General features: G+C 61.8%; 12 protein-coding genes. 7 read left to right on the plus strand and 5 right to left on the minus strand.

The genetic code is table 11. The features are described 5' to 3' along the window. Positions 1–7 precede the first annotated feature (7 nt). The gene (locus QA640_RS42910) at positions 8–817 is read right to left on the minus strand and encodes a DUF3108 domain-containing protein (RefSeq protein ID WP_283038628.1); all 810 of its coding nucleotides are present in this window, start codon (positions 815–817) and stop codon (positions 8–10) included. 536 nt (positions 818–1353) lie between these two features. Between QA640_RS42910 and rpmB the strand changes: the two genes are divergently transcribed. The 3 genes from rpmB (at position 1354) to QA640_RS42925 (ending at position 4237) form a co-directional block, all read left to right on the plus strand. Beyond that, a complete protein-coding gene (gene rpmB, locus QA640_RS42915; protein WP_283038629.1) occupies positions 1354–1662 on the plus strand; it encodes a 50S ribosomal protein L28 in 309 nt (102 codons plus the stop codon). 209 nt (positions 1663–1871) lie between these two features. Then, a complete protein-coding gene (locus QA640_RS42920) occupies positions 1872–2387 on the plus strand; it encodes a DEAD/DEAH box helicase (protein WP_283038630.1) in 516 nt (171 codons plus the stop codon). A 374-nt stretch (positions 2388–2761) separates the two neighbouring features. Further along, entirely contained in the window at positions 2762–4237 is a 1476-nt protein-coding gene (locus tag QA640_RS42925) for a helicase C-terminal domain-containing protein (RefSeq protein WP_283038631.1), read from the plus strand. A 625-nt stretch (positions 4238–4862) separates the two neighbouring features. Here the strand turns inward: QA640_RS42925 and QA640_RS42930 are convergent. Then, on the minus strand, positions 4863–5432 hold the full coding sequence (locus tag QA640_RS42930; protein WP_283038632.1) for a Panacea domain-containing protein: 570 nt from the start codon (positions 5430–5432) through the stop codon (positions 4863–4865). 684 nt (positions 5433–6116) lie between these two features. Here QA640_RS42930 and QA640_RS42935 point away from each other — a divergent pair. Together QA640_RS42935 and ftsZ are read left to right on the plus strand one after the other, a co-directional pair. After that, positions 6117–6629 carry a hypothetical protein gene (locus tag QA640_RS42935; protein WP_283038633.1) on the plus strand — a complete coding sequence of 171 codons (513 nt, stop codon included), beginning with the start codon at positions 6117–6119 and terminating at the stop codon, positions 6627–6629. A 51-nt stretch (positions 6630–6680) separates the two neighbouring features. After that, entirely contained in the window at positions 6681–7940 is a 1260-nt protein-coding gene (ftsZ, locus tag QA640_RS42940) for a cell division protein FtsZ (protein ID WP_283038634.1), read from the plus strand. Positions 7941–8383: 443 nt separating this feature from the next. On the opposite strand, the gene QA640_RS42945 is transcribed toward ftsZ, so the two are convergent. Beyond that, positions 8384–8941 (minus strand): hypothetical protein, encoded by a 558-nt coding sequence (locus QA640_RS42945; RefSeq protein ID WP_283038635.1) that lies wholly within the window; start codon positions 8939–8941, stop codon positions 8384–8386. 241 nt (positions 8942–9182) lie between these two features. On the opposite strand from QA640_RS42945, the gene QA640_RS42950 reads away from it, so the two are divergent. Further along, a complete protein-coding gene (locus QA640_RS42950; RefSeq protein ID WP_283038636.1) occupies positions 9183–10496 on the plus strand; it encodes a DUF2235 domain-containing protein in 1314 nt (437 codons plus the stop codon). 344 nt (positions 10497–10840) lie between these two features. After that, positions 10841–11089: a PilZ domain-containing protein gene (locus tag QA640_RS42955; protein ID WP_283038637.1), complete on the plus strand. Its 249-nt coding sequence runs from the start codon at positions 10841–10843 to the stop codon at positions 11087–11089. 68 nt (positions 11090–11157) lie between these two features. Here QA640_RS42955 and QA640_RS42960 read toward each other — a convergent pair whose 3' ends face one another. Next, positions 11158–11565, minus strand: coding sequence for a hypothetical protein (locus QA640_RS42960; RefSeq protein WP_283038639.1), 408 nt, complete (start codon positions 11563–11565; stop codon positions 11158–11160). A 198-nt stretch (positions 11566–11763) separates the two neighbouring features. Next, entirely contained in the window at positions 11764–12876 is a 1113-nt protein-coding gene (locus QA640_RS42965; protein ID WP_283038640.1) for an NADH:flavin oxidoreductase/NADH oxidase, read from the minus strand. Positions 12877–12985 lie beyond the last annotated feature (109 nt).

Consider the following 12985-nt stretch of genomic DNA (forward strand, 5'->3'; position numbering starts at 1 on the left):
GCAGCAATCACTGCGTCTTGGCGACCTTGGGCGGCTGGGGGGCGGTGATGAAGCTGGTGGCTTCGAGCATGGCGGGGCCGAGCGGGGTCGGGACCTTCACCCAGAACGGCACCAGGACCCGGGTTCCCGCGACCGGAGCGAAGGCGATCTCGATGTTGCGCTGGGCTGCGAGGTATTTAATTACCGGCCGATCCGGGATGTAGCCCGCCACCGGCACGAAATAGAGCGCGCAGACCACGACCGGGCCGCGATAGCCCTTCTCCGCCTTGACGCTCTCCATGCGCTTGAAATCGAGCTTGAGGTCGTAGCGCATGCGGCCGTCGAACACGGCGGCGCCGGTGTGGCAGGCCTCCGGCGACACCGGTTCGCCGGTGCCGGGCACGCGCAAGAGCGAGGCCGTCATCGGGTCCCAGACGCCGCGGCGATGCGCTTCGGTGACGACGATGCGATCGGGATCGACCGGCGGCTCCGGCGCGATGCCGAACTCCTTCACATTGCCCTTGTCGAGGACGATGTGGATCTCCTCGGTCTTCTTCGAGGTGGTGGTGGAGGCCTGGTAGCCGGTCGCAACCAGCGCGCCGTTGACGACGCGGCCCTGCGAGGCGCCGGTGCCGGACCCGCCGGTGAAGGATTTCAGGATGCCGATGGTGCCGCCGCTGGCCGCGGCCGAGAACACGTCGTCCTGGATGTCGATGGTCCAGGCGCCGCGGCCGACCGGAATGCCTGACAGCGTCGCCTCATACTGCGCCTCGAGCCGCCCTTGGGCCGCCGCAGGCAGGCTTCCCCAGGCAACGCCCGTGGCGCAAAGGGCCACCATGGCCAGCCAACCGCGACGGCGCGGCCGGGGCGAATGGGGAAATGGCGTGATCACGTTCAGTTGCAATCCGGTGGTAGCGCTAGTCTTTGCTACTTAAGCCAAAACCTGCGGCAAGCAATGTGCCCAAAGGACCAATCGCGCGTCCGTCGGGGCGCGGAACCGCGCTCCTCTGTCACCCCCGATTGCGCCCTTTATGTGATGGTAAGGCGTTTCAATCATTGCCGTTTTCGTGAGCTACGGGCGACGGTGCTTGGCGACCTGTCGCCCCTCGTTCCGCTGTCATGCCCCGGCTTGACCGGGGCATCCAGCACGCCGCGGCCCCTCGGTTGAATACAGCCGTCTCTGGAATACTGGATCGCCCGGTCGAGCCGGGCGATGACACCGGAGGGTGGGCTGAAATACCCGCCAAATCCTTGACTACCCGCCCCTTCCCCCTATACGTCCGCCCGCTCCCTGCAAGGACAGAGAATTTGAACCCCCGTGGCGCCCCGAATGGCCGCCGCAAATCGCTGGGGGAAAGGATAAGGGTTTTTAACATGTCTCGCCGCTGCGAACTGACGGCCAAGGGCCCCCTCGTCGGCCACAAGGTCAGCCACTCCAACATCAAGACCAAGCGCCGCTTCCTGCCGAACCTCGTCAACGTGACGTTCATCAGCGAGGCCCTCGAGCGCAACGTGCGCCTGCGCGTCTCCACCAACGCGCTCAAGAGCGTCGACCACAATGGCGGCCTCGACGCCTATCTCGTCAAGGCCCGCGCCGACGATCTTTCTCCGCGTGCGCTGGACTTGAAGCGCCAGATCGAGAAGAAGGTCGGCGGCGCCGAGGCTGAGAAGAAGGCGAGCTGAGAGTTTTCCGAGCTGGGGCTAGGGCGAGTAAGCGTCTGGTCGTGTAAGCTTAGAGAGTTGAGTTTGAGTAACGGCCGGGTCGAAAGATCCGGCCGTTTTTGTTTTGTGAATTCAAAGCCAAGACCTTGCGCGCTCCGCCAACGAACGCTAACGGATCCGAGGACGTGCACCTAACAAACAAACAACTTTTGCACGTGGGAGTAAATCGCTTGGCCTTCAAGAGCGCACCGCCACCGGAAGCCGTACCAGACAGTCCTGAAAAACTGCTGTTAGAACTCCCGCGTCGAAAGATACCAGGGGTGCTGCTTCATCAAGGACAGACGATGCAGCAATACGTCGCTCGCGGCTTGCTTGCGAGCGATGTCGCGATGCAATTGCCGACGGGTAGCGGAAAGACGCTCGTAGGACTGCTCATTGGAGAATGGCTTCGACGAAAAAACAATGAGCGGATCGTCTTTCTCTGCCCGACAAGACAACTCGTGAACCAAGTAGTCGCGCAGGCCGAGAACCAATACGGCCTCAGTGTGCACGGCTTCACGGGTTCAAAGTACGAATTCGATGCTGCTGCAAAAGCCGACTATCTTTCGGCGCGCCGCATTGCGGTAACAACCTACAGCGGCCTCTTCAACGTCTCACCATTTTTCGAAAGCCCTGACGTCATCATCGCGGACGATGCCCACGCGACTGAGAATTACATCGCCTCGATGTGGAGCCTCCGCATCTGATGTGGAGCCTCCGCATCTTAAGAGACGAAGCAGCGCACCGTCCGCTACACTCTGCAGTCGCGGAACTACTGAGACCTTTTCTGGATCAGGCAGACTTTGGAAGACTCATCGGCGAGATTGATGAGAGTCTGTCGGACGTGGCTTGGGTCGATAAGCTTCCTACGCCGGCTCTTGCTGCTATTGCCAGCGAGTTGGTCAACATTATCGACCAATACGCTGGACCCGTTGATAGCCTACGGTTCACGTGGATGTTGTTGCGCGACAATCTCCACGCCTGTCACCTCTACCTTTCTCCATCAGAGATACTCGTACGTCCCCTGATTCCACCTACCTGGACTCACGCTCCATTTGCTAGAGCTCGTCAGCGAATTTTCATGTCTGCCACGCTCGGAGAAGGCGGAGATCTAGAGCGCCTGACAGGTAGAGAGAACATCGTCCGCCTGTCCATACCGGAAGGATGGGACCGTCAAGGAATCGGGCGGCGTTTTTTTATTTTCCCGGAAATGTCACTCGATGCCGACGACACAATGGACTTGCGCAAGACACTAATGCAGCGTGTGCCGAGAAGTGTCGTTCTCGTCCCGAACGATCGAGCGAAAGGCGACACGATTGCCGACGTTCAGGGCAACGGATTGAAGCCGCTCGAGGCTAGCCAGATTGAAGAATCCAAGGAGATCTTCACCAAGGCAACCAGTTGCGTTGCAGTATTTTCGAACCGATACGACGGCATCGATTTCCCAGGTGATGAATGCCGCCTTCTATTTCTCGATGGTTTGCCAACGAACTCCCAGGAACGATTTTTTGTCTCCAGGATGGGTGCCTACGCATTACTACAGAGCCGCATACAAACACGCGTGGTACAGGCCGTTGGGCGATGCACGCGCTCATTGCAAGACTTCTCTGCTGTAGTGATCTCCGGAACCGAGTTAACCGATTATTTTAACAGTCCAACCCGCACCAGATTTCTCCATCCAGAGTTGCAAGCTGAGCTTGATTTCGGAGCTAGGCAATCATCGAATACGTCGTTTGATGATCTGGTCGAGAACTTCGATATCTTCTTGCGAAATAACGCAGCTTGGGAAGCTGTGAACCGTCAGATTCTAGCGAAGAGATCGATAGCCACACAATCGATGCCCAGCGGGCTGCCTCAACTGCAGCAAGTCGCGATCGCCGAAATCGAATATCAAAAGCGCCTGTGGCAGCAGCATTACGAGGGCGCACTGGAGTCTGCGGGTAAGGTCTTAGCCGGACTCACGGACGAGACATTGAGGGGGTACAGGGCTCTTTGGCACTACCTCGCCGGTGCCGCTGCAGACTACGGCGAAGCTGCCGGAATCGCGGGAATGTCAGCCCGTTCGCGTTCACATTTTGCAGCAGCCAGAGATGCAGCTGCTGGTATTCGCTGGCTGTCTAGTCTTGCGAGATTTAGACCGGATACGAGCACAAGGGCGCCAGAGGACGAAGCGCTTGCGCTCCAAATTGAGCGGTTAGAGGCTTATCTCTTGACGCTTGGCACTTCTCACGACGCTAAGTTTGCGAAGAAGGAGAAGGCTATTCTGGACGGGCTCGCCTCTTCGAATGCCAGTTCGTTCGAGACCGCCCAGCGTGAGTTGGGCAACCTCCTTGGTTTTCAATCTGGAAAGCACGAGTCTGACGCCTCGCCCGATCCTTGGTGGCTGTCGGGCGGGTACTGCATCGTATTCGAAGACCATTCCGACGCGAAGCCTACCTCCGCGTTGGGTGCGGAAAAGGCTAGACAGGCCACCGGTCATCCAAATTGGATGCGCGCCAATCAAGCACTCACAAAAGTAACTTCCGAAACCGACATTCTCTCGGTGCTCGTTAGTTAGTCCCACAAAGAGGGCTGAGACCGGAGCGTTTCCTCACCTGCAAAGCGTGTCACTCTGGCCTTTGGATGAATTCCGAGCATGGGCTAAGGAAGCCGTGGGAGTTGTAAGAAAACTGAGACGGACGCTTGGAGATGACTGCGACCTAGCATGGCGAGCGGAGGCCCAGGAAGTTTTTGTTCATTGCCGTTATGACGCGCCAAGTCTGTTCAACGATCTTGCAACAAAAAAAGCCGCAGCTCTGCTCCGAAAATGAGAACACTGCAAAGTTCCTTGAGGCAATCGCCCGAGAATTTTATCCTCAATCTTGGATTAGAATGGGCTCTCTTCCTCATCCCAAAGACCCATATCCTCGGGCGGCGCGAGTTCGACCCAGAGCTTATGAACTTCTCTCTTGGCCGCATCGATCCGAAACCAAAGTCGGAAAGACGGAATGATTTCGGGACCAAGTAACCGGAGCTTCGTCCTAGCGATATAGACGTCCGCAAATCCGGGGACCAAATCAAATCCCTCGGGATTTCTATGAAGCGCATACTCTATAGGCGCCAAGGCCTCGTCGAAGAACTGATAGCTACCGCATTGGGCAACGGCAAGCTCATAACTGTGTTCTTCGAGAACAACCCAACCTCTACCATCCGAATTGCTCTGCGAGTTCACGGGTACGTTCAATCTCTGACTTAGTCACGCTTTCATTGGAGAGAAACGCAAATTCATACGGCATTGTATCTTTGTTACAAAGGACTCGCCAACGAACATCGTGGCTCGCATCGCTAACTTCAGTGGCGTTCTGATTCCACAGCTCCTTTATGACCTCATCAACAACCTGAAGCTCGTCCGCCGTAAAGTGTTCAAGAACGGGCTCACGAAGAGCTACGGTGCGATGCTGCTCGTACCCATTGCCCAGATCCACATGCTCGATCTTAATGGCACCCTCAGCCTCGAGCTCTCGCCGTATGGGAACTAGAGCCTTCGGGGCAGGGCCAGCCTTAAGCCTGAAATAGCTCATTCCGGTCAGAGGTACGCCGAATCGCTCAAAGGCCCGGAAATCCGAATAATACAAAATCTTGTTGAGCTTCACTGCCCCGAAATGGGGGTCAGCTTCGCTCCGCTTAGAAATGTAGACAATAAGCTCCCTAAACCGTTGAGCCGATCTCTCAACAGATACCGTGAAGCTCAGCTTCTTGTACTTACCCGCCACGACATCACCCCGGCAGAATCAATTCCTCTTACAAAATCAATATAAACACTCTTGACTCTTTATCAATCCTATTGTAGCGACCGCGCCCTTTGTTGATCGAGTCGCTTTTTTCGAGGCCAAAACAGTTGGTTACCAGTCATCTGAGCTTTGACTCGACGCCGCCAATATCTTCTGAGCCGTATCAGCGTCCCACTTTCAGCTATACTCGCCTCGGTAGCATCGCCGGAAGGGGACGCTTCGATGGAGCAGGAGGCCAATACCGACCCCAAGAACATCATCATCTGCTACGACGGCACGGGCAGATCAGCGAGAACCTCTCCAATGCGCTGAAGCTCGATCGCCCCCTCTCGCAAGACCGACAAGACGCGGCCGGGACAGCCGAGTTCTATGATCCCGGCCTCTCGCGCGACGGCTCAGACGGCGTTCGAAGCGCCAATATTGGATCGCTTTGCGAAGGCCGCTTCTCGCGCGTAGGGACGAGCGGATCGCGCTCGCCAGCATGTCGGCGGTCGAGGGTGGATCGGAATTACCGGGCTGCAGCCGACAAAGCCGCGAAAGAGCCAAAGCGCTAACGCCCCGCCCGCCGCGTTAACCGTCCATTAACCAACGCAGCCTAGCTTCACGTCATCGTCCAGTCATCATCAGCCCGAAATGCCGTCCCGGTTCGTTCCAGGAGGACAGCCGATGTCTGTCGCGTTGCTGACGTATGCCGATCTAGGCGCCCGCCTCGGAATCTCGCGCGAGGCGGCTCGTTCGCTTGCCAGACGTCGCCGGCTGCCGCGCTCGCGGTCGGATGATGGCAAGGCGCTGGTGAGCGTCGATTTCTCCGAACTCCAGCATAGGCCCCGCCCGCGTCGCGGCCGCCGCGCAGACCCCATCGCCGCCTCCATGGCAAAGATCGAGGCATTCAAGATCGAGGCGTTCAAGGCGGAGATCGCGCGGTTAGAGGCAAGGGCGGCCGGCTACAGGGCGGATTTCGAGCGCGAGCGCGAGCGCGCCGATCGGCTGGCTATCGAGCTGCTGCAGGCCGCCGCCGAGACGAGGGCAGCCAATGCGTGGGCGGCACGATTGGAAGATGAAGTGGCGGCTTTGCGGACCGGTCGCAGGGCTAGCGGCTCGCTCGCCGGACAAGCCGCGCTTCGATTGGGACATCTGGCCGCGGCCATCGTGCAATCAGACCGCGCGGCTTGCAGGTAGCACAGGGTTTTTTCTCCATTCACAGCTTGCCGGAGCAACCGCGAGGATAGAATGACTGGCATCACCGACATTCGAGAGATGAAGGCGCGCATCGTCGTGTTCGGGGTCGGCGGCGCCGGCGGCAATGCCGTCAACAACATGATCACGGCCGGGCTGGAGGGGGTCGACTTCGTCGTCGCCAACACCGACGCGCAGGCGCTGGCGATGTCGAAGGCCAGGCGCCTCATCCAGCTGGGCACCCAGGTGACCAAAGGCCTTGGCGCCGGCTCGCAGCCCGAACTGGGACGCGCCGCGGCCGAAGAGGTCATCGATACGATCCGCGAACATCTGACCGGCGCACACATGGTGTTCGTGACGGCCGGCATGGGCGGCGGCACCGGCACCGGGGCTGCGCCCGTTATCGCCCGGACCGCGCGCGAGCTCGGCATTCTCACCATCGGCGTGGTCACAAAGCCATTCTATTTCGAGGGCCAGCGCCGCATGCGCTCCGCCGAAACCGGCATCGAGGAGTTGCTGAACACGGTCGACACCCTCTTGATCATCCCGAACCAGAACCTGTTCCGGGTGGCCAGCGCGAAGACCACCTTCGCCGATGCCTTCGCCCTTGCCGATCAGGTGCTTTATTCGGGCGTGGCCTGCATCAGCGACCTCATCGTCAAGGAAGGCCTCATCAATCTCGACTTTGCCGATGTTCTCTCCGTCATGCGGGAGAAGGGCAAGGCCATGATGGGACGGGGCGAGGCATCCGGCGAGAAGCGCGTGCTCGCCGCTGCTGTCGCCGCAATCTCCAATCCGTTGATCGAGAACCCCTCGATCAAGCGCGCCAGTGGCCTCATCATCTCCATCACCGGCGGCAAGGATCTCATGCTGTACGAAGTCGACGAAGCCGCGACCCGCATTCGCGACGAGGCTGACCCTGACGCCAACATCATCGTCGGCGCGTCCTTCGATGAAAGCCTTGAAGGCATCGTCCGCGTCTCGGTGGTGGCGACCGGCATCGACAATCTCGACCCGGCGCAAGAGACGCCGGCCGCGGAAAGCCCACTCACGCAGCTCGCCGGCAGGCTGCGCAACGACAGCCGCCGCATCGCCGATCGCATCGAGCGCAGTGCACCGCTGCCGCAAGTCGAGAGCCCGCCGCTCCGCCCCGCGGCCCGCGCCCCCCTAGGCCAACCGGCAAGGCCGAATCCGGAACATGCGCGCCCCGCGGCCGATCGGCCGCTCGATCCTTACGGCCGCTCCTCTGCGCGCAATGCGACCGACGACGGCATTCTCGACATCCCGGCCTTCCTGCGCCGCACCGCCAACTGAGCGGGCGCGAGGGGGGAGTCACTTGCCTGGCGACCAGCGAGCCCAACAACAGATCGTCATCCCGGGGCGCGACGAAGTCCCGAGCCCGGGATCCATCGGACCGCGGTGACTGTTGAGCAATGGATTCCGGGCCCGCGCCAAGAGGCGCGCCCCGGAATGACGGAGCAAAACAACAACTCTCCAATGCCGGAAATGGACCTCTGCGACGCGGCTTCAGAACGTTTTGGCCTGAGTCCAGGCCACGAAGCAGGCGCGCTCCCTCTCCCGCTTGCGGGAGAGGGTGGGGGAGAGGCTGTTTCCGCATCGGGAGTCTTCAGAGAGCCCCCACCCGCGCCTTCGGCGCGACCTCCCCGCAAGCGGGAGAGGTTGAGCGAGCCCGCGGCTCGCATCGATTCAACCAAGCGCCATTCTGCTCCGAGAGTCCGTGTGCGCAGCGCGCGGCTTCACGCTGCCGTGCTACGCGGGTTCTCCGCTGGTTCCTTTTTGTCCGCCTCCTTGTCGCGAGACAGCCATGCCGGGAAACGTAGCAGGCGATCTATACTCTCTTTCGGCGGTTCGACGGGCGGCACGATGGGCGCATCATGGACCGAACTCGGCAGATCCAGTGCAGCCTGGCCGGCTCGCACCGCATCCGCGCGCTGATCCAGTTCGCGCAACAGGGGATCGAGCACGCTGTCGATTTCGGTCGCCACCGACAACAGGAAACTATTGAGCTCGCGGGCCTCGGGCACGACGGCCGCGGCCGGCTCGATCGCCTTGGAGAGACCATCGACGACGGGTGCAAACGCGCCGGCGGCGTGCTTGATTCGCGTTTTGATCGCTTCGATTTCGCTCAAGACGCGATCACGCTCCCGCCTTTGCTTCTCCTCCGAAAGGCGGGCTTCAATTTCAGCGATCTGAGCTGTCAGGGTCGTGGCTTCGGATGCAAGGGCATCGCGTCTTCCGCGCACGCGATCCAGATCGCGGCTGAGATTGTCCACTAAGTCGTCCTTTCCGAACATTGTTTTGCTCCGTAGGACAGCCGTAGCGCGAACCGCCAGCCTCGCAACCGAATGAAAGGCTGGATCGGCCGAAACAGGCATCAACTTCGGTCGCGTCACATGGGCCGACATGGTGATCCCCCAATCGTCCACATTAGGCGACCGGATGGTTAACAAGTGGTTAATTTCAACAGCCGATGCGGCAATGGGGGCGCTCTTCGGCTATACTCGCCCCGGTAGCATCACCGGAGGGGACGCTTCGATGGAGCACGAGGCCAGAAACGAATCCAGGACAGAGCCAAAAAACATCGTCATCTGCTGCGACGGCACGGGCAACGAGATCAGCGAGAACATCTCCAATGTGCTGAAGCTCTATCGCTGCCTGCGCAAGACCGACAGGACCCGGCCGCGGCAGCTCGTGTTCTATGATCCCGGCGTCGGCACGGTGACGGAGCCGACGACGTGGCACCGCTGGAAGGCCAACGTCAACCTGGTGCTGGGGCTCGCCACCGGCTACGGGCTCGATGACAACGTGCTCGCGGCCTATTGCTTCCTGGTTCAGCATTACGCGCCGGGCGACCAGATCTATTTGTTCGGCTTCTCGCGCGGCGCCTACACCGTGCGGGCGCTGGCGGGACTGATCCACAAGGTGGGGCTGATCGCGCCCGAACAGGCGAACCTCGCCGGCTCGGGCCTGATCGCCTACAAGCAATATTCGGGCACTGGGCGCGGCAATGACCTGCCCGATCTCGCCGATGCCGGCAGCGACGAGGACGGGCCGCTGCCGACCGACCGCTTCGATCTCGCCGCGCAGTTCGCGCGCATCACCTCCTCGCGCTGGCCGACGATCCGCTTCATTGGCGTGTGGGACACGGTTGCGAGCGTGATCGTGCCGCGGCCGGACCGGCTGTATTGGCCGAGCCTGGAGGAGCTGGCGTTCACGCTCGCCAACCCGAGCGTGAAGATCTTTCGCCAGGCGATCGCGATCGACGAGCGACGCTGCATGTTCCGCCTGAAGGAGTGGATCGAGCCGCAGCAGTTCTGGAGCAACCGCTTCGTTCCCGATGAGAAGAAGGAGCCGCAGGACATCCTGCAGGTGTACTTCGCGGGCTGCCATTGCGACGTCGGCGGCGGCTATGCCGAGCGCGAATCGGGCCTGTCGAAATATCCGCTCCTGTGGATGATCGACGAGGCGATCAAGGCGGGGCTGCACTTCAACCCGCGCACGGTCAACCAGCTCGCCTGGGGCGTCCAGCGCAAGAACAGCCCGTTCAGCTATGTCGCGCCCAGCGTGAAGGGCGAGATGCACGATTCGATGACGCCGGCCTGGCGCCTGCTCGAATACATTCCGAAAAGCGCGACCTACAAGGAATGGCCGGAGCGGCAGGTCTATTTCGGCTTCTACATCCCCGACTGCGAGCCGCGCGTCATCCCCGCAGGCGCGCATGTGCATGAGAGCGTGGTGCAGCGGATGGCTGACGTGCCTGAGTACAGGCCGGTGAATCTGCCGAAGGATTTCGTGACCGTGCCGATGCCGGTGGGGCCGCAGGCGCCGACGAGTGTTGAGGCGGCGTGAGGGGCGTGAGCGCGCCACACGAACGCTGCGTTCCCTCCCCCCTTGCGGGGGAGGGCTAGGGAAGGGGTGCCACGCGACACACTCTCTCCGCGTTGATCGACGCTGCTGTTGCCGTCGCTCGCGTACGGCCGAGACCTTTTGCTGGGCTACCCCCTCCCCGCCCTCCCCGCAAGGGGGAGGGAGCAGAGCGGAGCAAGGCGAGGGAGCAGAGCGCCGCGCCTGGCTAATGCTTCCTTAATCGCATCGAAGAATCGCTAAAATTCTCCGCCACGCCTTAGCATGATGGTGCGACACTCTGTTCCATTCTTTCCCGAAACGCATTTCGCGTGAGGAGGACGAGCGACATGCAGCATCAGCGTCGATTTGCCCGCGTCAAGCCGAGCGGGCTGGTATCGCGACAGGCCAAGATCATCACCGACCCGAAGGCGCCGGTGATCAACTGCACGCTGATCGACTATTCGCCGGGCGGCGCCTGCGTCGATCTCGGCGGCCAGGTCAAAATCCCCGACCGCTTCGAGCTGCTGCACGTCAACACGCGCAAGCGCTGCCGGGTGGCGTGGAAGCGCGGGACGCGGGTGGGCGTGGTGTTTTAGGGGGCTCGATGCACGGAGCGGGCCAGATTCTCCATCGTCGTCCCGGCGAAGGAATTTGTGGCGCGCGTCTACTTCCGCCACCTCGCCTTCGCGCCCGCGACGATCTGCATCGCGACGCCGGCGATCCAGCCGAGGAGGACGAGCCAGGTCCACAGGATATGCGGCTCCTCGCGCAGCACGATGACGCCGACGGAGACGAAGGCAGTCAGCGTGGCGCAGAAGGTGCCGGCCGAGCTCAAAAATTCCGCGGCGTCGATGCGAGAATGCGCGTCGTCGAACGGCATCTGCGGCGTGTCGATGCCGAGATAGAAGCCGGCGGCGCCGAGGATCATCATCAGCAGCAGAAAACCCTGCGTGGTCAGCATTGGGATCGTCGATCCCACATAGGCGCCAACGAACAGGCCGCATGCCGCCCCCGCGAGTGCCAGCCCGCAACGCTCCAGCACGTGGGCAGACTTCCGGACACCATAGCGCATGGCAGGCCTCGCGGGGTTTTGCGCCAGCGAGGTTAGGCTAATTCGGCTGATGGCGGAAGGTAAGTAGAGTCACGGAGGGGTGATGTGTGAGGGGTGAGAAGCGCGAGCGGCGGCGCCACACCTTCATCGGCCGTCGGGACGATGGTTGCGATCGGGGCGGCGCTGTTGCGTCACGCGTAGCGCGCATTTGGAGCCCCCTCACCTCGCCCCGAACGTGGTCTTGCCGAACAGCGCCTTCTGCGTCGCGGGCTGCGAGCGCCAGTATTGCGGCGGGGCGTCGACGGTGCCGCCGAGCTCGGCGGCGGCGTGCCAGCCCCAGCGCGGGTCGTAGAGCATGGCCCGCGCCAGCGCGACCATGTCGGCCTTGCCGGAGGCGACGATCTCCTCGGCGTGCTTTGCCTCCGTGATCAGGCCGACCGCGACCGTCGTCACGCCGGTCTCACGCTTGATGGCCTCCGCGAACGGCACCTGGTAGCCGGGGCCGAGCGGAATCTTCTGAAGCGGCGACACGCCGCCGGAGGAGGCGTCGACCCAGTCGATGCCGCGCTTCTTCAGCTGTTTCACGAACTCGATGGTCTGCGGCAGGTCCCAGCCGCCCTCGACCCAGTCGGTCGAGGACACGCGCATGCCGACCGGCTTGTCGTGCGGGAAGACGGCGCGCACGGCGTCGAACAGCTCGAGCGGAAAGCGCATGCGGTTTTCGAGCGAGCCGCCATACGCGTCGGCGCGGCGGTTGGAGATCGGCGAGAGGAATTGATGCATGAGATAGCCGTGCGCGCCGTGCAGCTCGATCGCGTCGATGCCGAGCCGCATCGCGCGACGCGTGCAATCGACGAAGGCGTCGCGAATGCGCACCATGCCGGCGCGGTCGAGCGCGGTTGGGGCCGCCTCGCCCTCCTTGTGCGGCAGCGCGCTTGGCGCGACCGGCTGCCAGCCACCCTGATCTTCGCGCAGCAGCTGCCCGCCTTCCCACGGCCGCGCCGATGAGCCCTTGCGGCCGGCGTGCGCGAGTTGCATCGCGACCGCGGCGGTGGAATGCTTGCGCACCGATTTGATGATCTGCTTCAGCGCCGCCTCGCAGGCATCGCTGTAGAGCCCGAGGCAGCCCGGCGTGATCCGCCCGATCGCCTCGACATGCGTCGCCTCGATGCAGAACACGGACGCGCCCGACAACGCCAGCGAATTGATGTGGGTGAAGTGCCAGTCGGTCGCAACGCCGTCCTCGGCCGAATACTGGCACATCGGCGACACCATGACGCGGTTCTTCAATGCGAGGCCGCGCAGCTTAATCGGGGAAAACAGGGCGCTCATGCGAAGAGCTCCGGGATGGAGGGGCGATGAGCGGGAAGTGTAATGGGCGGGGGCCGGAATGCTAGCCGCGCGGAAGGAATGGCTGGCCAGCGGCATAGTGCATTGCGCT

It is taken from the genome of Bradyrhizobium sp. CB82, from assembly GCF_029714405.1.
Taxonomy (GTDB): domain Bacteria; phylum Pseudomonadota; class Alphaproteobacteria; order Rhizobiales; family Xanthobacteraceae; genus Bradyrhizobium.

Coding starts and splice junctions, on each gene's coding strand:
- QA640_RS42965 (WP_283038640.1), bottom strand. CDS start 12,876: ATGAGCGCCCTGTTTTCCCCGATTAAGCTGCGCGGCCTCGCATTGAAG.
- QA640_RS42950 (WP_283038636.1), top strand. CDS start 9,183: ATGGAGCACGAGGCCAGAAACGAATCCAGGACAGAGCCAAAAAACATC.
- QA640_RS42925 (WP_283038631.1), top strand. CDS start 2,762: ATGTCTGCCACGCTCGGAGAAGGCGGAGATCTAGAGCGCCTGACAGGT.
- QA640_RS42960 (WP_283038639.1), bottom strand. CDS start 11,565: ATGCGCTATGGTGTCCGGAAGTCTGCCCACGTGCTGGAGCGTTGCGGG.
- QA640_RS42935 (WP_283038633.1), top strand. CDS start 6,117: ATGTCTGTCGCGTTGCTGACGTATGCCGATCTAGGCGCCCGCCTCGGA.
- ftsZ (WP_283038634.1), top strand. CDS start 6,681: ATGACTGGCATCACCGACATTCGAGAGATGAAGGCGCGCATCGTCGTG.
- QA640_RS42955 (WP_283038637.1), top strand. CDS start 10,841: ATGCAGCATCAGCGTCGATTTGCCCGCGTCAAGCCGAGCGGGCTGGTA.
- QA640_RS42910 (WP_283038628.1), bottom strand. CDS start 817: ATGGTGGCCCTTTGCGCCACGGGCGTTGCCTGGGGAAGCCTGCCTGCG.
- QA640_RS42945 (WP_283038635.1), bottom strand. CDS start 8,941: ATGTTCGGAAAGGACGACTTAGTGGACAATCTCAGCCGCGATCTGGAT.
- rpmB (WP_283038629.1), top strand. CDS start 1,354: ATGTCTCGCCGCTGCGAACTGACGGCCAAGGGCCCCCTCGTCGGCCAC.